This is a genomic window from Halobacterium noricense (assembly GCF_021233435.1).
GTDB lineage: Archaea > Halobacteriota > Halobacteria > Halobacteriales > Halobacteriaceae > Halobacterium > Halobacterium noricense.
In genome coordinates this window covers 1454504-1476756 of sequence record NZ_CP089468.1, presented here as the reverse complement: position 1 = coordinate 1476756, position 22253 = coordinate 1454504, and the positions used below count along the sequence as shown (strand labels likewise).

Below are 22253 nucleotides of genomic sequence, written 5' to 3'. Positions count from 1 at the left end.
ATGTTACTGTAAAACACATACATGAGCAACACGGGCAGCGAACGGAACCCGCAGTACTTCGTGCACTCCCTCCAGCAGCACGTGCTCGCGCCGCTGTCGACGGCCGAGCGCCGCCTCGAACGGGAGCGTGCCGAAGTGAACGCCGAACAGGACGCATTCGAGGCGTTCCGCGAGCGCCTGGAGGGCATCGACCCGGCACCGTCGACCCCACCGGACCGGGCGACGCGAATCGCGAATCGCGCGTCGACGACCGACAGGGTCGACTGCGTTCGTACTGCCTACCGCGAGACCGTCCTGAGCATGCCACACTACGACGACGCGTACGACGAGTCGCTCGCGGAGCACCTCGCCGGCGAGTTCGGCCCGGAAGTCGCTGAGGGCGTTCGGCCCGAGTCGTCGGTGTCGTTCACTGCGGCGTACAAGCACGCGCTCGTGGGGGCAGCGGCGGAAGCCGTGCGCAGACGCGAGCACTTCCTTGCAACGCTCCAGAGGGAAGCGCGGTCACTTGAGTCGGCGCGGACGGACCTCGAGGACGTCTTCGCCGCGCTGGACACGACGATAATTCCGGACTGGCACTGTGAGTCGTTCACGGAACAGCTCGACGCCGTCGCGCAGTGCCGCCAGCAGACGATTCAGCGACGGGACTCTGTTCCCCGCTTCGACGAGCACTCCCTGTGTACGTACCTCTACGATGACGAACCGTGGACGTACCCGGTGTTGACGGCGGTCGCGCGGACGCGGGAAGCCGTTAGTCTCGAACGCTCGACCGGCCCGGGAACCACGAACTCCGCCCGCGGCTGACCTACGTTCGGGGTGTCGGTGAGTGGGAGCAAACCCCGGGTCGGAGTACTCGGTGGGACACGGTGACCAGCGGAAGCGGCCCGGTGTTCTCTGACGTGTGGCTTCGACGAACTGACGCAGCTCCGGAGATATCATTCCAAATATTTATGAAGTATTACGGTAACCCATGCTACGCTATGTCAGCAGACGACGGAAGCGACAGATATAACCACGCGGTCAGCCGACGAAAGATACTATCCGTGGCCGGAGCGTCCGGGCTCGCGGCACTCGCCGGGTGTAGCGGTGGCGGTGCCGAATCCGACCCAACCGAGGAACCGGGGTCGGGAAGCACAGACTCGTCCGATTCGGACGGCCCGCAGGTCTACGATGCCACGTACAACGACGCGTACAACGGTAACCCAGCCGACCTGCACTTCAACACGTCCGGGATTCAGAACTACCGGTGGCCGGCGGGCCGCTCGGTGTTCGCACCGTTCCTGAAATACTCGTTCACCACCAACGAATTCCTCCTGGGTGCACTCTCCGACCTGAACGTCGACGGTACGGAGGTCACACTGACGTTCCGCGACGACCTGATGTGGGACAACGGCGACGAGTGGACCACCGAAGACTTCGACGTCCAGCTCCAGTTAGGGAAGAAGACGGGGAGTTCGATCTGGGGCTACCTCGACGACTACGAAATCGTCGACGACAAGACGGCCGTACTACACCTCACGGATGCCACGAACCCGCGGATCATCAAATTCGAACTGACGAACTACCTCGTGGACACGAAGGCCGAAACCCACGAGCAGTTCCTCGACAAGGACGCCTCGGAGTTCCTGCAGTGGGCGTGGGAGGAACCCGTCGCGAGCGGCATGTTCTCGTTCGTCAACAAGGACCGGCAGGCCTTCGAGTTCGAGCGCAACGAGGACTTCTACAACGCCGACAACGTCAACTTCCAGACGCACCTCATCGAGAACACCGGCGGTGCGACGGCGCAACACCAGGCGCTCATGGCCGGCGACCACATCGACGGCGCGATGAGCGCGTTCGCCCCACAGGAGATTGCCGAACAGTTCGCGGACAACGTCGTCGAGGTCAACATTCCGGCGAAGTGGGGGTACGGCATCGTCTTCAACCACAACGACGAGCACTTCGGCAAACGGAACGTTCGCCAGGCCGTCGCCCACGTCATCAACCGCCAGTCGCTGGTCAAAAACGCCGGCCCGCGCACGAAATTCGTGACGGAGACGCCGTGCGGTATCGCGCCGAAAGACCAGGAGTACTGGCTGGACGACATGCAGGACTCCTTCGAAACGTACGGCCCCGAGTCCCAGAACACCGAAGAGGCCACTCAGCTCCTCGAAGACGCCGGCTACTCCAAGCAGGGCGGGACGTGGAAAGACGACAGCGGCAACACCATCGGCGGCGACTACTTCTCCCCCGCGGGATGGAGTGACTGGACGACGATGACCCAGACGGTGGTCAGTCAGCTCAACGACTTCGGCTTCGACTTCTCCATCAGTACGCTGCCGACCAACGACTGGTTCAGTCAGTACTCGGACAGCAACTTCGCGATGGGGTCGCTGTACTGGCTGCCGGGCGGGTCGCGGTCGTCGTTCCCGTACTTCCCACTGTACTACCAGCTCTGGGAGTCGGAGATCGGCGGCGGTCACAACTACCGCGAGGCTGCTCAATCCGAGCAGACGATTCCGGGGCCCGACGGCGGCGAAATGTCCCTGACACCGCTGGACGAGGTCGAGCAGATCGCCCAACAGCCCGACGACGAATCTGCCCGTGAGTACGTCCAGCGGGCGGCGTGGCACAACCACATCGAGCTACCGTTCCTGGGACTGGTCTCGAAGTACGAGCAGTCGTGGACGACCGACGACGAGTGGACGGTCGCCAGCGAGGACAACCCGAACCGGAAAGTGAAGTGGCCGCAGTTCTGGTGGGTCCACGAGGGCGACCTCCAGTACAACGGCTGAACAGGCACCGGTCGTTGCAGTAGCGACGCTCCCCTCCGACCACACCCGTCTCTGCAGTTCGTCGTACACGTCTCGCAATCGCCGTACGGTCCGCAACCACGGGGCTCGCCGTTCAGTTGACGTCGAGAATCTCTACGTCGAAGGCGAGTGGTTTCCCGGCGAGTTCGTGATTGAAGTCCACGCGCGTGGTTTCGTCGTCGACGTGGACGATTTCTCCCTGCCGGCCGTTCTCCGCTTCGAGATAGCCACCCTCCTCGGGCGTCTGCCCGCCGATCATTTCTTCGAGTTCGGCGGTGTCGAACTCCTGAACGTCCGCCTCGTCCCACTTGCCGTACGCTTCTTCGGGCGGGATTTCGATAGTCGCAGCCTCTCCCTCTTCCAATCCAATCAGCCCATTCTCCATCCCTTCGATGACCTGGTGGGTTCCGACGTCGATTGTCAGCGGTGTGTACTCGCGGTCCAGTTCCGCATCGGTGAGTCCGGCTTCCTCGGCGACGACTTCCCGTGAGGTGTCGAAGACGGTGCCGTCTTCGAGGCGGCCAGTGTACTCGAACGTCACGGCGTCTCCGGTGGCGATTGGCATAGTGGAACGAGTCGTTCCATTCCAATAATCCCTGTTATCGACGGCGAATGTCTCAGTACACACCCCGGATTATTATTGACAACAATTAGAACGTGAATACAACCGTCGAAGCTATTGTCCCCAACGACGCGGTTGTTGACAACGATGGACGGGAACGTAGACAGCGTAGCTATCGTGGGCGGCGGCGACGTCGGACTGCTGACCGCGCTCAGCATCCGCCAGATGAACCCGGACGTGGACGTCTCGGTCGTCGACGACTTCCGGCAGGAGATCCCGCAGGTCGGCAAGAGCACGTACCGGGAGATTCAGAACATCCTCCACGGCTCGCTCGACATCGACGAACACCAGTTCATCTCGGAGGTGAAGCCGATCTGGAAGGCGTCGGTGTTCTTCCGCGACTGGTGTGACCGGCCGTCCTTCCAGTACCCCTTCGACCCGCCGGACAAGTACCCCAACGCGGACACGCCCAACGCCGTCGAACACTACTACCACCACTACGACGAGCTCTACGACAGCCCCGACCACCTGACGCGGGACGAGCAAATCGTCGCGCAGGGCAAGTCGCCGTGGTACTACGGGCCCGACGGCGACCTCGACAGATACGACAAGGTCGCCTACCACCTCGACACGAAACGGTTCAACACGTTCCTCCGGAAACTCTGCCACTCCCGCGACATCTCGCTCGTCGACGACGAAATCACCGCCGTCGAGACGACCGGCCAGCGAATCGACGGTGTCCGCAGCACCCAACACCGGTACGACGCGGACCTCTACGTCGACGCGACGGGGTTCAACCGTGTCCTCCGGCGCGAGCAGGACGTCGAATTCCGCGAGTTCGAGTTCCCACTCGACGCGGCGCTCAACGTCCGCATCGACCGGCCGCTGTCGGACGTCGTCCCCGCAACCGTCATCGAGACGGGCGACCACGGGTGGTTCTGGCAAATCGACACCTACGACGACCGCGACCTCGGGTACGTATTCGCCTCCGAGTACGTCGACGAGGAGACCGCCATGACCGAGTTCCGTGAGTTCATCACCGAAGTGTCCCCCACGGGCGCTAGGAGTGGGGCAGACGTCGCGGAGGCGGACGTCGACAGGTACGACTTCGAGTCCGGGTACTACGACCGGGCGTGGGTAGCTAACTGTCTGACCATCGGGAACGCCGAGGGGTTCGTCGAGCCGTTGCAGTCGACCGCGCTCACCGCCAACGCCTCGCTCGCGGTGCAGTTCTCGAATCTGTTGTCCTCGCACGGCCGAGTCGTCGACGACGCGATTCGGGACGCATTCAACGCGTCGGTCCGCCGTACCTGGGAGTCCATCCACGACTTCATCGGCATCCACTACGAGTACGCCTCGGGCGACACGGAGTTCTGGGAGGCGATGCAGTCGCTGGACGTCAGCCCACGTATCGACCAGATTACCGAGGAGTTCGACCGGTACGGCTACAACTGGAACGTCGACGTCGAGGACGCCTCCCACCTCGCGGAGCTCAAGGTCTTCGCGCTCCCCGACTTCTACACGGTCATGCGTAACATGGGCGCGACCTCGGAGTTCTACGAGACGAACGACTTCGAAGTGAGCGACGACGTCGTCGACGAGCGCGACCGGTTCTACCGGCAGACGAAACGGCAAGCCGCGAACGACCACCTGACGGTCGAGGAACTGTACCGCGGCATCATGGACTTCTAGACTGGCCGCGGCGACGTCGTCTGCGGCTCCGGACTATTCGACGTCCCGGACCAGCGCGACGACGTCGAGGGATGTGTCATACGCCGAGACAGTGAGGGAAAATATCACGGGATGGGGCGCGTCCCCGCCAATATCGGCTTCATGGCGGCTCTATAGAAACGAGCTCGTGTTTGCGACGCGTGACTGGATACCGAAGCCGTTGATGTGGGCTGGTCCCCGCCTTACACAGCCACATTATCAATCTCGTATGATAGTAAAAATATTGTCCTATTTGGTATTAGACATTCCCAAAGAATAGCCCTCAACTGGACGCAGAGAGCTAACCTATATCTCGTCAGCGACGCGAACTCGTAGCACACGGTCTCAATTTACCTCGGGAAAACCCGTATATGCACACTCAAGGCGATAATACCGAAATTAGCTAACAACCACGTAGGAAATATACGAGAAACACCACATTAGGCTTCTTGCCGATACTGTCCTGAATCCCGGTCAGCTAGACTGTGGGGCTGTCACTAACCTGGGTCGGTATCTCCGAAGAAAGGAGTTTTCTCCGATAATATAATTTTGAGCAAAGTACCCGGAATGTTACTGAATTATGACATCTCATGTTAAGCATATTTGATGATTACAGAAAAGTATCAGTATACATTTATGTGGATTGCCCACGATCAATCGGGAGAGGGTTCTGGGGTTTACCTTGAAACCAAATAGTAGAGTTGGGGTTCATAATTAAACGATGGGGCTTTCATCGTTCCGGCTGTACGTTCAGTTATCAGGCCATCGCTGGACTGGCCGTTTCCACTCTGAATGGTCTCCCGTTCCATGAACTCATCAACGAAACCCGTGCTCGATACGTCGAGAATCGTTGTCGTCGGTGACACGGACTGGACAACTGTAGTGGCGGAATCGCTACGAGAACAAACGAACGCATCTGTCAGCGTCGTGCGAACGCTGGCAGCCGCACACGATGCTGTCGTCGGGACGAATGTCGATTGTATCATCACTGAGTACGACCTGCAGGATGCGACAGGCATCGATCTAGTCGAAACAATCCGAAAGAGAAACGCGACCGTCCCCATCATGCTGGGGTCGGCCAACGGTAGCGAAACGATCGCAAGCGAGGCAATCAAGGCAGGTATCACCGATTATATCGCTGTCCGAGAGCCAGTTGAGGAATTCCTTGATGACGTAATCGGACGCATCGAACAGTCGATTCGGACGGCCCAACGAACGACGATGCAACGCGAGCGCGCCCGTCAATTCGATGCCATCTTCCACGATACTCGGGCCGCAACCTGGGTCCTCAATCCCGATGGGACACTCGTTCGAGTGAACGAGACCGCGCGAGAGATGGCCAATATCGACGTCGACGAAGTAATCGGCGACGTATTCTGGACACTGCCGTGGTGGGCGACCGAATCGGATGCCAGCGCAGATATGCATCGTCTCGTGGATGCAGCTCGAAGCGGCGAGTTCGGCCATGCGGTTGTCACCCGCGATGGTGTCACAAGTGACCATGTCATCGAGCTATCCGTCCAACCGGTTACTGACGAGCACGGCAGCCTCGTCTCCATCGTCGTCGACGGGGTGGACATCTCCGATCGCGTCGACCTCGAACGTGAACTCCGTCGGTCCGAGGAACTCCATCGCGTCACCCTCAACAACATGACCGACACCGTCCTCATCACTGACGAGGACGGCGACTACACGTACGTCTGCCCGAACGTTCATTTCATCTTCGGCTACACCGCCGGCGAAATCCAGGACCTCGGAACGATCGAGGAACTGCTCGGAGATGACCTCTTCGACCGTGAGGAACTCGCTGAGAACGGCGTCCTGAAGAACATCGAATGTACCGCAACCGACAAAGCTGGCCGCGAGCACACGCTGCTAGTCAACGTTCGAGAGGTCTCCATTCAGGATGGGGAACTCCTGTACAGTTGCCGGGACATCACAAAGCGCAAGCAGCGTGAACAAGCCCTCGCCACACTTCAGGAGACCGCACGAGACTTCCTCTACGCCGAAACCCATCAGGAGATCGCCCAACACGTCGTCGACGACACGCAAGAAGTACTGGGCCTCGATGCAAGCGCAGTCTACCTCTTTGACGCCGACGACAACCACCTCCAGCCGGCTGCTCACTCGCAAGCGATGCGAGACGCCCACGGACCACTCCCGACTGTACATGCCAACGGCCAGGACCTCACGAGTTACAGCTTCGTCGAGGACGAACCCCTGTTCTTCGGCGATATCCACGATGCTGACCGACTCAAGAATCCTGCGACTGGCCTCCGCAGCGCGGCGTACATCCCGTTGGGGAACCACGGCGTATTCTTTGTTGGGTCGACGGAAGTCGGCGTCTTCGACGACGTGACGAAGGAACTTGCGGACTTGCTCGCCGCGACCGCGGAGGCAGCGCTGGACCGCGTCAGCCGCGAATCCCGGCTCCGCGAGCAGGACCGTGAGCTCCAACAACAGAACGACCAGCTCACTACTCTCAACCGAATCAACGAGACGATTCGCGAAATCGACCAGGCGCTCCTCCGGGCGGAAACCCGTGAGGAAATCGACCATACAGTCTGTGAGCGGCTCACTGCCGGCGACCGCTTCCAGTTCGCGTGGGTTGGGACAGTCGACGAAACAACTGACGCGGTCACCCCGCAGGCATGGGCGGGCGTCGATCATGGCTATCTCGACAGTCAGTCCTTCCCTATCCAGCCCAAACACGTCGAACCAGCCGGGCAGGCCGCAGCGACCGGCGAGGTCACGTTGGTGTCGAACGTCGCTGCCGACCTCCGGGACGCGTCGTGGCGCAAAGACGCTCTCGCTCGTGACTTCCTGTCCGTGTTGAGCATCCCGCTCGTGTATAATGACCTCACGTACGGCGTCTTAACGGTTTACGCGGAAACACCCGATGCGTTCGACGAAACAGTCCGTACCGTGTTAGGAGAACTCGGCGAAACAATTGCTGCAGCCATCAGCGCAAGCGAGCGCAAACGTGCGTTACTCACGACGTCGCTGACACGAGCAGAGTACACCGTCGATGCACCGGCGTTCGTACTCTCACAGCTTGCAGCTGCTGCCGAATGTACGATCATCTACGAGGGCGGCGTCCAACAGACTGCCGACGGGAATCACGTCTTCGTTACTGTTGAGAATGCGTCCGTCGAAGCCGTCGTCGATGCAGCCGGGGAACTTGTCGTCATCGACGACGTCGAGCGGATTCGTGGTGGTGAAACTGGTGGTGTGATTCGACTTCGGCTCTCGCAACCGTTCCTCGCGACAGAGTTAGCTGACCACGGTGCAATTCTCCGAACAGCGACGGTGTCGCCGCAAGCGACGTCACTGGTCGTCGACGTGCCGGGAAGCGTCGATACCAGACATATCACACAGTTCATTACGGATCGCTACGGTGAGGTCGCGCTCACGTCGAAGCAGACCCGCGAGCAAGCTTCCGAACACGGGTTCTACGCGTCCGTTCTCGACCAAGTTACTGACCGACAACTGGAGGTCTTGGAGACTGCGTACTACAGCGGGTTCTTCGAGACGCCACGGCAAGCCACCGGCGAGGACGTTGCTGATTCTCTGGGAATTTCGCCGCAGGCGTTCTACCAGCACATCCGGTCGGTCCAAGGGAAGCTCTTCGCGGCGCTTGTCGACGACCACGTTCCGGTTGCGTCAGCGCACGGTGATCGCTGATTTGAATGCTCGTTTCCGGTGAGCGGGTTGAATAGTAAACGCCGGAATTGATGTGGGGTTCGGTAATCAACTGGGGAATATTCCCTTAGACACCTATTACGGATTGGTAGAGCATCTTGGTCTCCGACTGGTGCTCGCTTGACCATGAGAGACGTAACCCAGAATTCCGGCGAAGAGTCGCCCTACGAGTGCTTCGACTGCGGGAACGTCATCGTGTCCGAAAACAATCCTGGGAAGTGCCCAGACTGTGCCGGAGCGATGAGAAATCGACAAACACCACTCGAATAATGGCTACTTCATCGACACCGTCCTCTGACGAACCCGCCGAAGACGAGGCCGAACCGGAGTCGGCGTTGGAGACAGCGCGTCGGCAACTCCAGCACGCTGCCGACCACCTCGACATCGATCCGAACATCGTCGAGCGGCTCAAACACCCACGAGGCGTGCACGAAGTCACGGTTCCGATCGAGCGCGACGACGGCACAGTCGACGTCTTCACGGGGTATCGAGCCCAACATGATAGCGTCCGTGGCCCGTTCAAAGGCGGTCTCCGGTATCATCCTGAAGTCACGCGAGACGAGTGTGTCGGCCTTGGGATGTGGATGACCTGGAAGTGCGCGGTTATGGACCTCCCGTTCGGCGGCGCGAAAGGCGGTATCGCCGTCAACCCCAAGGAGCTTAGCGACGACGAGAAAGAACAGCTCACGCGACGATTCACCGAAGAAATCCGGGACGTTATCGGCCCGACGGTCGACATCCCGGCACCTGATATGGGAACGGACCCGCAGACGATGGCGTGGCTGATGGACGCCTACTCCATGCAGGAGGGTGAAACAATCCCTGGCGTCGTCACCGGGAAACCACCAATCGTCGGCGGCAGCAAAGGCCGTGATGGCGCGCCCGGTCGCAGCGTCGCTATCATCGTCCGCGAAGCAATCGACTACTACGACAAGGACATCAAAGTGACCGATGTCGCCATCCAAGGCTACGGCAGCGTCGGGTCAAACGCCGCTCGTCTCCTCGACGAGTGGGGCGCAAATATCGTCGCGGTGAGCGACGTAAACGGCGGCGTCTACGACACGAACGGCCTCGACACCCACTCGATCCCATCACATCACGAGGAGCCGGAAGCAGTTCTCGGCCATGACGCTCCTGAGACCGTCACCAACGACGAGTTGCTCGAACTCGACGTCGATGTACTTGTCCCGGCAGCTATCGGGAACGTGCTCACTGCGGACAACGCCGGCGAGATCGACGCAGACCTCATTATCGAAGGGGCTAACGGCCCAACGACGAGCACGGCTAGCGAAATCTTCGCGGAACGCGGGATTCCTGTCATCCCGGATATTCTCGCGAACGCGGGCGGTGTCACTGTCTCCTATTTCGAGTGGCTACAGGATATCAACCGGCGGGCGTGGTCGCTGGAACGAGTGAACGACGAACTCGAAACGGAGATGCTCACTGCCTGGAAAGCCGTTCGTGAGGAGTTCGAGGCTCGTGAGGTGACCTGGCGCGACGCTGCGTACATCGTCGCTCTCTCCCGTATTGCCGAAGCCCACGACACACGCGGACTCTGGCCCTAAGAAACCAGCTACCGGTCGGCAATTGTAGCGGGGCTTGTCGTGGTTTTGTGGCTAGGCGAGTGTGTACACTTGTTTCCGGGCGTCGGAGAACGAGAAGCGGGATTCGACGATGTCCTGTTCTTCGAGGCGAGTGAGTGCGTACCGGACGGTACGGTCGGGGAGCAGCGTTTTCTCGGCGAGTTCGCTCTGGGTGAGGGTGTCGTTGTATTCGAGGACTTTCGCGACAAGTTTTGCGCTCGGTGGGAGGTCTTCGAGTGCGTCAATCGTCTCTTCGCCCATGCCAGTTGTGCTCATACCACTATTAATAGAATGCAGCAAAATAATTCCTACGTTTGTAAAAATATCCGATGATTATTAACACAGTTTTGATTTGGCAACCATAGACCGACACAAAGCCAAAGAGAACCACGCAGACTAACCGAAACCGACCATACCCTCACAAATCGGCTCGACCTTCGTGGAAATGACTACCGCCGCACGAAGAGGCGGCCACAGAATACTTTCCTCTACGTCGATAACCATCAGCAGTGAGATGCCTGAGCGCACCCGCCGCACGTTCCTCCGCCTGACGAGTGTGGCCGTCGCTCCGACAGCACTCAGTCGGGGAAGCACACAGCCACATGCGCCCGATACGGACGATTGGGAAGCCGTTGATCCACCGACACAGCGAACGTTACACGACGCCGTCCATGCCGAGGCAGGGGCGTTCGCGGTCGGTTCTGGCGGAGTCATTCTCGAACGAACTGAGGACGGCTGGTCGTTCGTCACCGAATCTGGGCCAGCAGGAAACGGAAATAATCTCTCGAGTACCGCGACGACGTCGAACGGAGACCGCCTATGGGTCGCCGGTGCGAGCGGAACCGTCGGCGAATACGACCCGTCGGCGGAGTCGGTAACCTCACGGAGCGCTCCCGACGACGTGACGAACACGTTCACCGACATCGCCGTTACTGGGCCGGCAGGGGACGCGACCGTCTACCTCGTGGACGCGTCCGGGAACGTCCACGTCTCCGAAGAGAACGGGGAACCCGGCACGTGGACGCACACGACCCCTGGGAGCGGGGCAGAAATCTCTGCCGTGGCCGTGTCTGATTCGACCGGCTTCCTCGTCGACCAAAACGGCTCAATATTCAAGACAACCGACGGCGAGACGTGGACTGAACTGGACACCCCTTCCTTCGACGAGACACTCACTGACGTCGGGATGCGGAGTTCCGAGACTGTCGTGCTCGCAGGGTCCAGTGGAACGGTCGTTATTGGTTCGAACGGTGAATGGGAGCAGGAATCAGCGGCGAATGCAGCGCTACACGACGTCGAAGTCGAGGAGTGTGGCTGTGTCCATGCAGTCGGCGCGAGTGGAACAATCTTACACCGGACGGGCTACGACACACCGCCGCTCCGGACGCTTTCACGCTGGTTCGACTGGTGGACGCAAACCTCGCCCACCGGCCAAAACCTCCACGCAGTCGCACTTGGACACCCGCACATCGCAGTCGGCGCGAGCGGAACGATCCTTGAACGCTAGGCTGAAGCGTGGCTGGACTCCGTAGGGGTTCAGTGTATAGAGCGCGTAACGGATAGACACCATCACACGGCCAAATACCATAAATTAAAATACACTGAAATGGTCTTTTGTCTGAGTAGTTGACTGCTTTGCGGATCGGGAATGTGGATGGATGGTTTAGAGAGTATCTAGTTTAGGACCTCGTCAGCTGGCGTTCGATCACCAAGCGATTGATGCGGTCTGAGGCGGTTGTAGTAATGCGTAAATAATGCAAGATACTAGCGAACAATCAGCCGACTTCCCACTCATGAGTTATGGAAACGGTCGAGCCGCATTTTCAGTGTGTAAAACCATTTTTCGATGAGGTTTCAGTCGATATATTCAACCCGATCGTTCAATCATAATCGTGCAAGGGCAGTCCGGTAGCCGAACTGATCGACGAGAAACGTGGTGTCTGAGAGATCGTGTTTCTCCGCCAGTCCAGACAGGAACGCAGCCACCGGATCGGTGCCATGGCGTCCGAACAACGCAACGTCAAGAATGAGCTTTGTGTCGAGGTCTATTGCAGCGTACAACCAAGACCACTCATCGTTAATTTTGACAGCGGTTTCGTCAACCGCGACCCGCTTCAGCTGCGCTTCAGGCGGGTCGGGAACGATGTCATACAGACAATATGTTCACTACCAAACTGCTTGACGAGAGCGTTCCACGACCAATTCCGCGAGAATTATTGTTGTCTCTCTGAGCGAACAACCGGTCGTGTGAAGGCGGACAGCAAACGCCCTGACGGGCGTTTCTGTCCGCTTACGGTAGTGTTCAGATAAGCTGATTCCATGCGAAGCTGAATGATCTGAGCCAATCGTCGGCGGTGGCTGCGTCGGCGTTGCTGAAACAGTTTGAGAACGATGAAGTTCGTCGTTTTATCTCTCGAAAGACACGTTCGACAACATTCCGATTCCCATGTTTTTCATACTGGAATCGGAGGCCGTATCGTTGACAGGCGTCTTTCAGCGTGGGTGCACAATCAACGAGAAACACGGCATCATCGACGTCGTGTTTCTCGCGGAGTTTGGCGAAAAACGGGCGCGCAATCACGTTCGTACGCGTCGGTTCAAGCTTCGTATGGAGTAATTCGTTTGTGTCGGGATCAACATCGGCGTACAGCCAGTATTACTCGTTATTGAGTCGGATCACGGTTTCGTCAACCGCGACGTGATCCGGATTCCGTCCAGACTCGGGCTGTAGGTCGGCTTTATGGACCCAATTATGAACGGTGGATCGAGCTCGATTGACACCGAATAGCTCAAGAATTGAGACAGTATTCGAAAGCGAGAGTCCAGCAAGATGGAGCTGAATACTGAGCTTCATCAGCAGCTGCGGTGTCACTTCTCGTTCAACAAACTCTAAGTCGATCTGGTTGATATTCCCGTTGAGGCGGGTGTTTTCGGGCATAGACACTCAGAAAACGCTCCGCCTCACCTTTCAATCCTTATCTGAACACCGCCACTCCATTACACCGAACGGATATCATCCGGCATGATGATTTACACGATGCTGTTCGACGAACTGGATGGGCTCGGCGCGACGGAATAGCTTCTCGTCCTCGATGAGATTGACCCCATCGGATGGCATTATACAGATTCGCGCGTGCATCATGGAATGAGAACGTAGAGATGCTTGAACAGACCATCCTAATCTTGTTGAAGGGGTTAAGTACAATTCATGGTGAAGAGAGCTGGCTTGCTGAAACACCAGGCCGCGCTGACACCCTGATCAGGAAGCAATAAATTTCTGCAGAGTTATGCCAGGATAGCTCTTAACGAGGGGTCGTGTAGTTACCGAAATTCAAAGACATCAAGTCCGGTTTGCTTATCACGTTGGTGGTTGAGTGGAGTCCCGCCAATTAAAATCACAATTTCGAACGTCCCGGAGACGCGGGCGCCGGAACAGTGACCAACAAGTGTATCGAACGACTCTGTACCTAGTTCAATATGCGCGTGGATTTTGTCTGGACCGATATTCCCATTAAAGGCTGTCACTTCGAACTGATCCGTGAATGTCTCCTCTGAGTACGACTGTGAATCGACATTATAGTGGCCCAGTGTCGCGCGATCCACAGCGCGGATCCCTATAAAGAATCCATTCTCGATCTGGAATTCGTCTCGGAGCGAACGTAGGGATTCAAGGACTTCATCACCTGGGTCAAGGCGTACGACAATTTGGTTAGACTCGTGAGTGTACTCGGCACTGTCTAGTTTAGGACCTCGTCGGCTGGTGTTCGATCATCGAGCGATTGGTGCGGCCTGAGCGGTTGTAGTAATGTGCAAATAACGCAAGCCACTGGCGAACGCTCCGCCGACTGCCCACCCACGAATTATGGAAACGGTGGAGTCGCATTTTCAGCGTGTGAAACCATTTTTCGATGAGGTTTCGGTCGGTGTAGTCAACCCGACCGTTCAGCCCTAACCGAGCAAGGGCAGTCCGGTAGCCGAACTGATCGACGAGAAACGTGGTGTCTGAAAGATCGTGTTTCTCCGCCAGTCCAGACAGGAACGCAGCCGCCGGATCCGTGCCATGGCGTCCGAACAACGCAACGTCAAGAATGAGTTTCGTGTTAAGGTCTATTGCAGCGTACAACCAAGACCACTCACCGTTAATTTTGACAGCAGTTTCGTCAACCGCGACCCGCAACGGCGAAGCCGCCGGCGGGTCGGGAACGCTGTCAGCCAGCCGATGTACCCACTGCCAAACGGCTTGATGAGAGCGTTCAACACCTAATTCCGCGAGAATCGTTGTTGTCTCTCTGAGCGAACAACCAGTCGCGTGAAGGCGGACAGCAAACGCCCTGACGGGCGTTGCTGTCCGCTCACGCTCCCAAGTTTCTTCTAAATCCGCCCCAAAGCACTTACTGAGCAGGTCTGCGAGCTTCATCCCAAACTCACTCAACGACCTGCTCACTTCTCAAACTGGCTTAACTAGACAGTGCCGTATGACTGAAGACGAATCGAACTCCGAGGGCTTAATGCAGCGCCAGACCACACGGGGGAAGACCGAATGCGGATGGCTGCTCGGCAGCTTTCGGAGCCTCAGACGGCCAACTGGATCGCTTCCGAAGCAGACTGGTCACACGAGCCGACCAAGCGTGTTCTCGAACGGCTCGTCGTCGATGGCATCCTCCACCGTGACGAAAGCGGCCCGCACACGACGTACTACCCTGATTACCGCCGTCAGGCGATGCAAGAGGCGATGCGCCTGCGGGACAGCGGGCATTCTGTCGAGGAACTCACGGACCGTCTCGCGGATATGAAGACCCAAATTCGGGACTGGGAGGACGAATTCGACGTTGAGTCACCGAACCAGCTTCGCGGCACGCTCGCTGACGAGTCTCTCGACGCCGAGGAGGAAGACCGGCGCCGTGAGATCGCCCGCGAGTGGGAGCATCTCCAGCGCCGCATCAAAATCGTCGGCTTCGCCATCCGCGAATGGACTTCCTTGCCCCAACAGATTCCGCTGAGGCCAGTAGCTGACGGATGTCGGTTCCACATCCAGGTGGTGACCTGAACGCGAATTTCTACGCACAGCTAAAGCGCGATGTCTTCGACCGTGTGCCGCAAATTACGGCAATTGAGTCCATCCTTGATGATATCGAGGCCAAGAGCTCCGAGCAGTATTCGATCCGAACCGTCTTACCCCACCGACAGGACCGGAGTCACCGGAATTAACCGTCAAATGATATCGCCAAGACCCACACGATTGGTTCCGTATCAACTACACCGACCCAAATACTGGATTTCACGCAGGCTGGCATCAGGACGAAGACCACCCTAATCCCGGTCGGGCACACTTCCAGTACTCCGCTGCAATACGGAGGGCCGTCGGGGCGTCACATTTGAACACGAGACTCCATCGTTGATCCTCTGGGGAATCGTCGAAGAACTCCTCGAGGACGTTCGTCGAATTATCAGTCCCTGGACGAGGAATTATGACTCCCGATAAATCACTGAGAGAGCGCGCCGATCAGTCACTGGGGGCCTCCTTCGAGCGCTACCTGCAAGACAAGGGCAAAAGCCGTGGTGGGGATGGCGGGAACTATCGACGCAACGCCGGCGGCGAGCTCGACCGATTCGCCGAGTGGCCCGCCGGCGACCGCAGTGACGACGATTGGACCGGAATCGTCCCCGACAACGTCGACCGTGCCCCAACATTCGAGGACCCCGATGAACGTGTGTTCCGAGAGTACGCCCTGCCTTGTCGGCGATCGTGGACTTAAACAGAATACTGTATGAACCAATCATCGCTATATATTTGTGTGATATGGCTGATTCGTCAACGAGGGCTACCTTGAGCGCACTTCACCCAGCGCGCCAGCGCGATGGACCCCCTTCCTGAGGACGACGGCCGCAAGCCCGGAACGCCATCGGGGCGTACACGACACTCACAGAGGATGTCGACCCACTCGATAGGCAACGATCTCGCTACGAGGCGCTGAAGGCCGCTCGTGATCGCGCACTCGTGTTCGTTCTCTCGTACACTGCTGTCCGTGTTGGGGAACTGCTCCGTGACCCAAACGGCCCACGCCGGCGTGGCGTACGCTGGGAGGAACCCTCCCTTGAGGAAGACAGTATTGCATGTCGATCGAAAGAAGCAGCAGTGGGATGCGGCGAGTCTCCCCGATCCGGCGATCTCTCCGCTTCGGAGCTACCGCAAGTTGATAGACCACCCAACAGAGCAGTAGCCAGTATTCCCGACGTTCAACCAGTAGACGCTTGCAACGCTCGTGCAGAATGAACTGGCTGACCGCGGGGGAACGCCCGGATGTAATCGACGAGTGACGAGTACGCTCGTGCCTCTTGCTGGCGCTCGACGAAGACTTTCGACCGCCGTCAATCACGACGGATGGGGCACGGTCGATTCTCCAGCACTTCAGACGACGCTGAGATCGACATCAACCATCCTAAACACGATTATCTCGCACCCACGGTGGTCGACGCGGAATGGGGGAAGTCCCTGTTCGAGCATTCGGGACAGGTTGCAGCCCGATACTTGGATAACTCTGAAGAGATTGTTCGCGTACGTTATTCACATATCGAGGCCGGGGGACTAGGTGATGTCGCTACCGAGGCCTTAGAGGAGGTTGACAGTACGTCGAACTGGAACCTTCTGAATAGTCGCGACAGGTGACGAACAACCGAAATCGCTGTCTGCTATTACGAGCTTGAGCGGATTACATCGATATTGGTGTAATTCCCATATCAGGTATAGCTCTGGTTTCGATATGTGTGTTCGTCAAGTGATACGCAGAACCAGAATCAGAACCACTGTCACTGTTTCCCTATAAGGAACGCTATGAATATTCGAGGTTCATTTCGATAACCCTCACAGCCCGACGCACCTGTTCGGGGATGGTTTCTTTGAACCTGTTCCCCTGTAATCGTTTAGCTGGACCGGAGACGCTAATAGCTCCACATACCTGGTCGTTGTGCATTATGGGGGCAGCAATACATCGGAGTCCCTCTATTCGTTCTTCATCGTCAAACGCATACCCGCGTTCACGGATGGTTTCCAGCTCCGTTCGTAACGTTTCACGGGATGTGATCGTATTCTCCGTGGATTTTGGCAATCCGTGACGGTCAATAATTCCGTCAACTCGCTCCCCGGAGCAGTGTGCGAGTATCGACTTTCCGAGTGCGGTGCAGTGTGGATAGACGCGCGTTCCCGTCTGTGAGTCCGTCGTGATCGCTTGTTCGCCACGTGCTTGGTAGAGATATATGATTCGTCCATATTCTTCCGTCGCGACGCACGCTGATTCACTGGTTTCCTCAACTAACCAATTGATCTCTGGTTTGGCAACAGGGTGTAAATTTGACCGTTCCCGGGCTCTTCCACCTAGTGTGAGAAACTGATATCCCAGTACGTAGTGACCAGACTTGTCCTTCCTGATATATTCGCGCTGTTCGAGCGTCTTGAGGTGGTTGTGGACTGTACTCTTTGACACTCCAATTTCGTTCGCGATCTCGGTCACGCCTGCTTCTGAATTCTGCGAAATATATTCAACGATGGTGAACACAGTATCAACTGATTGTATTGTCTTGGCGATGTTCTCGTCATTTGAGTTCGACATACACGGCCTATCATATGGGAATAGTAAAAAGAATGCGATTCGTTCTATTGTGGTGAACAAACACCGATGCCAACTGAGGGCTGGTCCGATTCTTCATACGGAATTATTGCTTGAGCCAACACAATCAGAATTTGAGGGACTGTCTCTTAGATACTTCCTGCCCGCCAGAACCACTCAAAGAAAAGCGTGCCCCTCGGAATAGACGGTTTCTCTGGGATAGAATCAGAACCTCCGAGGGAAGATTTAACTATCACGTCTGTGTGGGATTGTGTGCACCATGAGCTTTGCCGCTCTCAAAGAGAAACTTCGCGGTGTAGCTTTTACGACAGCTACCCCGTTTAGTCAAGACCAGAAAGAAGTACAGTACGAGCGCCTTCAAGAACACATTCAAAGTCTTTCCAGCGTGGGAGGTGGGGTTTTCATTCCATGTGGGAATACTGGTGAGTACTATTCGTTGACTGACGACGAACGAGTCGGTGTGGTGCGTGCTACTGTTCAGGGCGCTAGTGAAGATGATGCTGTTGTTGGTGGCGCTGCTGGGAGCACGAAAACTGTGCTTGACCTTGCCGACCGCTATCAAGAAGCGGGTGTTGATGCGATCATGGTCATGCATCCTGATCACACGTACATCCATGAGCAGGGTCTTCTCGACTATTACGAGCGAATTGCTGATGCCGTTGATTGCGGTGTCGTCCTCTACAAGAGAGGGCCTGAACTCAGCGACGAAGTGATTTCGGAACTCACTCTGCTGGATAACGTTGTTGCAGTTAAATACGCAGTTAATGATATCGAGGCCTTCTCCGATCTTGTTGAGTCATCCCCTGGTGATGTGGTCTGGTCTAACGGAATTGCTGAACGATTTGCGCCCGCATACGCACTTGAAGGTGCGGAGGGGTTCACGACTGGAATTGGAAACTTTGTTCCTGAAGCCACGCTTGCCCTTATGGAAGCGATTTGTGAGGAAGATTGGGGTCGCGCGAAGCAGATACGGGAGGTGCTCCGTCCGTACGAAAAGCTCCGTGACGGGACGGGCGATGAGAACCGCTTGAGCGCCGCAAATAATGTTCCTGCAGTCAAATATGGGATGGAGCTTACAGACCGTTACGGAGGGCCTGTTCGAGAACCACTTACTGAACTCTCTAAAGCTGACCGAAAACGTGCTAAAAAGTACTATGAGGAGATCCAGAGTGCGAATCTTGAGCCCATCGCCTCCGCAGATTAGTCGGTAGAAGCTGCTCCGGTAGGCTCGCGAAACTGCGTCCGCTGATTCCGATTTTATTATTGTAATGTTAACCATGAATCGGGTGATTAATGTTGGTTGGTTGTGTTGCCAGACACTGATGACATCGACTGATGTAGACGCCCTCGAAGCCTTTGCTACGCGTGCCATCGAGGCATACGGAGCATCAAAAGACGTCGCTCAAACCGTCTCAAACTCCCTGGTCTCGGCAGACCTGGTAGGCCACTCTTCACATGGAGTTGTCAGAATTCCATACTACGAAGCACAAGCTAATGATGGGTCACTTGACCCAACAGCGACACCAACGATCGAATCAGCAGGCCCCTTCACTCAAGTTGTGGGTGGCGCAGCTTTCGGACAAATTACTGGCCGGTACGCCGTTGAAGAATTAATTGAAACAGCTAATTCACATGGTGTTGGCATCGTCGGGATTCGCGATTCAGGCCATCTTGGTCGCATCGGAGAATGGGCTAACCGAGTTACGGAGGAAGGCCTGCTGTTCATGTCCTGGGTTAATCTCCAAGGCGGAGCACAACGGATCGCCCCTCCTGGAACTGCTGACCGGCGGCTTGGAACCAACCCGATTACATTCGGTGTCCCGACGTTCGATGCGCTACCGTTCGACTTGCTATATGACGGAGCAACCAGCCAGGTAGCGCACGGAAAAATTATTGAGCGCGATGGCTCCGGGGAGACGCTTCCTGTAGACTGGACAACGACGGGCTCAGGTGACCCTGTCGAATACGCAGCTGACTTCGAAGAGGGGATCGGTGCTCTCCTTCCGCTTGGAGGTCGTGAAACCGGGTATAAGGGATTTGATCTTGCAGTCATGACGGAGCTATTTGCCAGCATAATTGGAGATGGCCCCGTCTCCGCCAAGGAAGATCAAAACTGGCAGGGGAATGGCGCCGCGTTCATCGCAATCGATCCCGAGATATTCACGACACGGGAAGAACTGTCGATCCGCGTCAAGGCCCTGTCGGAGTATATTCGCTCGGCAGAACCGATCGAGGATTCTCTCGAGGTTCTTCTCCCAGGCGAACCTGAATACCGGACTTCGGAGGAACGACGACAAAATGGAATCCCAATCGAAGACGCTGTCGCAGACGGCCTCCGCAATCTCGCCAACGAACTCAATATCGAACATGAACTCCCTACCTCACTTCGGTAATCACTCTCAACCATCGTGACTCAATCCTGATCCCTGGATCGTGCCGAGGCTGACCTCGTCTTGACATCAAGAACAGCAGCTCTTCCGGGATAAGTGGGACGACTATAATTCCTCGAAATATAGCTTCGATTCGTACGTACTCGCGTCGACTACTGATTGCTCGTCGGCTGGTACGTCGACGTTGATGACCGTCGGTACATCAGCATCCATACCCTCCTTGACGGCAGTGCGGAGTTCACTCTGTGAGTCGACATCAACCCCGCGACAACCGAATCCCTCGGCGATCGCCGTGAAATCTGGGGACGCCCATTCAAATTGACTTCCATCCGTGTACTCATCGATTTTCGAGGATTTACTGATGATCCCGTAGTCACTGTTGTTGAATACCACTAGGACGATGCTGAGGTTGCTTTCGACGGCGGTATGGAGTTCGGTCAGACACATCATTAGTCCGCCATCGCCGTGAAGTGAGACGACTGGGCGCTCCGGGTGTGCAGCCTTCGCACCTAATGCAGCGGGGAGGCCGACACCCATTCCCGCCCAAGAACCGGCAGTGATGTAGCACGCCTGATCATACGCTGAAAATACTTGTTTTGACCAGAGACGAAAGCCGCCAATATCGGTCGTGACGATTCCGCCACGTGGAAGAGCCTCACGGACTGTCCGAAGTCCGCTTGGCGTCGAGATATCCGTGTCGTCGAGTAGCCCTTCTGCTTCCAAATGTGAAATATACTCGTCCTGAATATCCGATCCGATCACCGTTCCGTTCCAGCCCGAAACTCGGTCACTCGCTATCCGCATCCTCGACAGGATTTCCTCTCCGGCGTGTCCGACATCGTCGATAATGGGAATGTCTGCCTGATAGCCGGCGTTAATGTCGTCGACGTCGAGATTCACGTGAACAACCGTGTCTCCCATCGGGAGACTCCAGTTTGAAGTAGTGACGCCGTCGAAATCTGTGCCGAGTGCCAGCACGACATCTGCGGATTCGAGCATCTTTACTGCTCCTTGGGGGAGGTGTTTCGCAGTTACGCCCGCAAATCGGGGATTATCTTCCGGGAAAACACCCTTCCCCTTATATGAGGTCACAACTGGTGCATCAAGCGCCTTTGCCAGTCGCATAACGATATCTTGGCCGTTAGATGATCGCCGTGCTCCACCGCCGACATAGACAACTGGCCGTTCCGCTGCAGCTAGCTCTCTGGCTGCCGCGGCGTAATTTTCGGTGTTATCGTATTGGACTGTCTCTGGAGAAATGGTGACGGGTGTCGCTTCGAATGTCGCTTGGAGGATCCCGCTTGGAACACCTAACCGGACTGGACCATAGGGTTCCGTTAGTGCGGCTTCGATAGCTTGTTCCACTTTCCTCGTGAGCTCAACTTGCTTCTCGACGTTTATATTCGCCTTTACGACGTTATCATACGTATCGGGCTCAATCTCGTGGATTGGGGCTTTTCCACGATCCTCTGGGTCGGCGTCAGCTGAGATGTGGACCAACGGCACGCAGTCGTTATAGGCGTTCTTGAGGCCATGCATCGTATTCGTATCACCTGGCCCTGGGACGGTCAACGTAGCTGCTGGTCGCTCTGAAGCTTCATAATACCCCCACGCGAGATGCGGAATGGAGGTTTCGTGCCGCGCCATGATGTAGTCCATCTCGTCACGATCTGCAACGACACGGTCAAGCGGAAGCGTTTGGGTTCCGGGGAGGCCGACAAGCAATTCGATACCAGCATCCACCAACGCATCGTAGATGTATTCGCCACCGCGCTTGGCTTCGGGATTTTCACTATCCGTGACCATGGAGTATCCTTTGGAGTTGAGAGGTTATAATTTGGGATGCAATCCGAGTGGTCGAGCAGGCGGCAGCCACACTTCCGGATGCGCAA

The 22253-nt window shown here is 56.9% G+C and carries 14 protein-coding genes and 7 pseudogenes; 13 read left to right on the top strand and 8 right to left on the bottom strand.

Annotated features, from left to right (window positions below; translation table 11 throughout):
- Positions 1-21: 21 nt before the first annotated feature.
- On the top strand, positions 22-801 hold the full coding sequence (locus LT974_RS07915; protein WP_232587109.1) for a DUF7260 family protein: 780 nt from the start codon (positions 22-24) through the stop codon (positions 799-801).
- A gap of 176 nt (positions 802-977) precedes the next feature.
- Complete coding sequence (locus LT974_RS07910) at positions 978-2771, top strand: ABC transporter substrate-binding protein (protein WP_408611675.1); 1794 nt, start codon at positions 978-980, stop codon at positions 2769-2771.
- A 112-nt stretch (positions 2772-2883) separates the two neighbouring features.
- Here the strand turns inward: LT974_RS07910 and LT974_RS07905 are convergent, their stop codons facing one another.
- Positions 2884-3354, bottom strand: coding sequence for an FKBP-type peptidyl-prolyl cis-trans isomerase (locus tag LT974_RS07905; protein ID WP_232587107.1), 471 nt, complete (start codon positions 3352-3354; stop codon positions 2884-2886).
- Positions 3355-3498: 144 nt separating this feature from the next.
- On the opposite strand from LT974_RS07905, the gene LT974_RS07900 reads away from it, so the two are divergent.
- From LT974_RS07900 to gdhB, 5 genes and pseudogenes are all read left to right on the top strand, one after another.
- Positions 3499-5043 carry an FAD-dependent oxidoreductase gene (locus LT974_RS07900; RefSeq protein WP_232587106.1) on the top strand — a complete coding sequence of 515 codons (1545 nt, stop codon included), beginning with the start codon at positions 3499-3501 and terminating at the stop codon, positions 5041-5043.
- Positions 5044-5052: 9 nt separating this feature from the next.
- A pseudogene (locus LT974_RS17920) lies at positions 5053-5199 on the top strand (WD40/YVTN/BNR-like repeat-containing protein); the annotation flags it as partial.
- Between the two features lie 669 nt (positions 5200-5868).
- The gene (locus LT974_RS07895; protein WP_232587105.1) at positions 5869-8745 is read left to right on the top strand and encodes a GAF domain-containing protein; all 2877 of its coding nucleotides are present in this window, start codon (positions 5869-5871) and stop codon (positions 8743-8745) included.
- A gap of 144 nt (positions 8746-8889) precedes the next feature.
- On the top strand, positions 8890-9033 hold the full coding sequence (locus LT974_RS07890; protein ID WP_232587104.1) for a rubrerythrin-like domain-containing protein: 144 nt from the start codon (positions 8890-8892) through the stop codon (positions 9031-9033).
- On the top strand, positions 9033-10328 hold the full coding sequence (gene gdhB / locus LT974_RS07885) for a glutamate dehydrogenase GdhB (protein WP_232587103.1): 1296 nt from the start codon (positions 9033-9035) through the stop codon (positions 10326-10328). Before LT974_RS07890 ends, gdhB begins: the two co-directional genes overlap by 1 nt.
- Before the next feature lie 51 nt (positions 10329-10379).
- Here the strand turns inward: gdhB and LT974_RS07880 are convergent, their stop codons facing one another.
- Positions 10380-10622: a MarR family transcriptional regulator gene (locus LT974_RS07880; RefSeq protein ID WP_232587102.1), complete on the bottom strand. Its 243-nt coding sequence runs from the start codon at positions 10620-10622 to the stop codon at positions 10380-10382.
- Positions 10623-10860: 238 nt separating this feature from the next.
- On the opposite strand from LT974_RS07880, the gene LT974_RS07875 reads away from it, so the two are divergent.
- Positions 10861-11853: a WD40/YVTN/BNR-like repeat-containing protein gene (locus LT974_RS07875; RefSeq protein WP_232587101.1), complete on the top strand. Its 993-nt coding sequence runs from the start codon at positions 10861-10863 to the stop codon at positions 11851-11853.
- Positions 11854-12020: 167 nt separating this feature from the next.
- Here LT974_RS07875 and LT974_RS07870 read toward each other — a convergent pair.
- The 4 genes and pseudogenes from LT974_RS07870 to LT974_RS07860 all read right to left on the bottom strand — a co-directional run bounded on the left by LT974_RS07870 (position 12021) and on the right by LT974_RS07860 (position 14763).
- Positions 12021-12692, bottom strand: a pseudogene (locus tag LT974_RS07870) (IS6 family transposase).
- A pseudogene (locus tag LT974_RS07865) lies at positions 12649-13284 on the bottom strand (IS6 family transposase). The pseudogenes LT974_RS07870 and LT974_RS07865 overlap by 44 nt, the downstream one beginning before the upstream one ends.
- 383 nt (positions 13285-13667) lie before the next feature.
- Positions 13668-14051 carry a PPC domain-containing DNA-binding protein gene (locus tag LT974_RS17915; RefSeq protein ID WP_408611711.1) on the bottom strand — a complete coding sequence of 128 codons (384 nt, stop codon included), beginning with the start codon at positions 14049-14051 and terminating at the stop codon, positions 13668-13670.
- 32 nt (positions 14052-14083) lie between these two features.
- Positions 14084-14763, bottom strand: a pseudogene (locus LT974_RS07860) (IS6 family transposase).
- Between the two features lie 58 nt (positions 14764-14821).
- On the opposite strand from LT974_RS07860, the pseudogene LT974_RS07855 reads away from it, so the two are divergent.
- The 3 pseudogenes from LT974_RS07855 (at position 14822) to LT974_RS07850 (ending at position 17013) form a co-directional block, all read left to right on the top strand.
- A pseudogene (locus tag LT974_RS07855) lies at positions 14822-15359 on the top strand (DUF7342 family protein).
- Between the two features lie 3 nt (positions 15360-15362).
- Positions 15363-15828 (top strand): annotated as a pseudogene (locus LT974_RS17910) (hypothetical protein).
- Positions 15815-17013, top strand: a pseudogene (locus LT974_RS07850) (site-specific integrase). Before LT974_RS17910 ends, LT974_RS07850 begins: the two co-directional pseudogenes overlap by 14 nt.
- Positions 17014-17176: 163 nt before the next feature.
- Here LT974_RS07850 and LT974_RS07845 read toward each other — a convergent pair.
- Positions 17177-17953 carry an IclR family transcriptional regulator gene (locus LT974_RS07845; RefSeq protein WP_232587099.1) on the bottom strand — a complete coding sequence of 259 codons (777 nt, stop codon included), beginning with the start codon at positions 17951-17953 and terminating at the stop codon, positions 17177-17179.
- Positions 17954-18230: 277 nt separating this feature from the next.
- Here LT974_RS07845 and LT974_RS07840 point away from each other — a divergent pair, with 277 nt between their 5' ends.
- Together LT974_RS07840 and LT974_RS07835 are read left to right on the top strand one after the other, a co-directional pair.
- The gene (locus LT974_RS07840) at positions 18231-19175 is read left to right on the top strand and encodes a dihydrodipicolinate synthase family protein (RefSeq protein WP_232587098.1); all 945 of its coding nucleotides are present in this window, start codon (positions 18231-18233) and stop codon (positions 19173-19175) included.
- 118 nt (positions 19176-19293) lie between these two features.
- Positions 19294-20364, top strand: a complete 1071-nt coding sequence (locus LT974_RS07835; protein WP_232587097.1) for an Ldh family oxidoreductase — start codon at positions 19294-19296, stop codon at positions 20362-20364.
- Between the two features lie 102 nt (positions 20365-20466).
- Here LT974_RS07835 and LT974_RS07830 read toward each other — a convergent pair whose 3' ends face one another.
- On the bottom strand, positions 20467-22167 hold the full coding sequence (locus LT974_RS07830) for a thiamine pyrophosphate-binding protein (RefSeq protein WP_232587096.1): 1701 nt from the start codon (positions 22165-22167) through the stop codon (positions 20467-20469).
- Between the last annotated feature and the right edge of the window lie 86 nt (positions 22168-22253).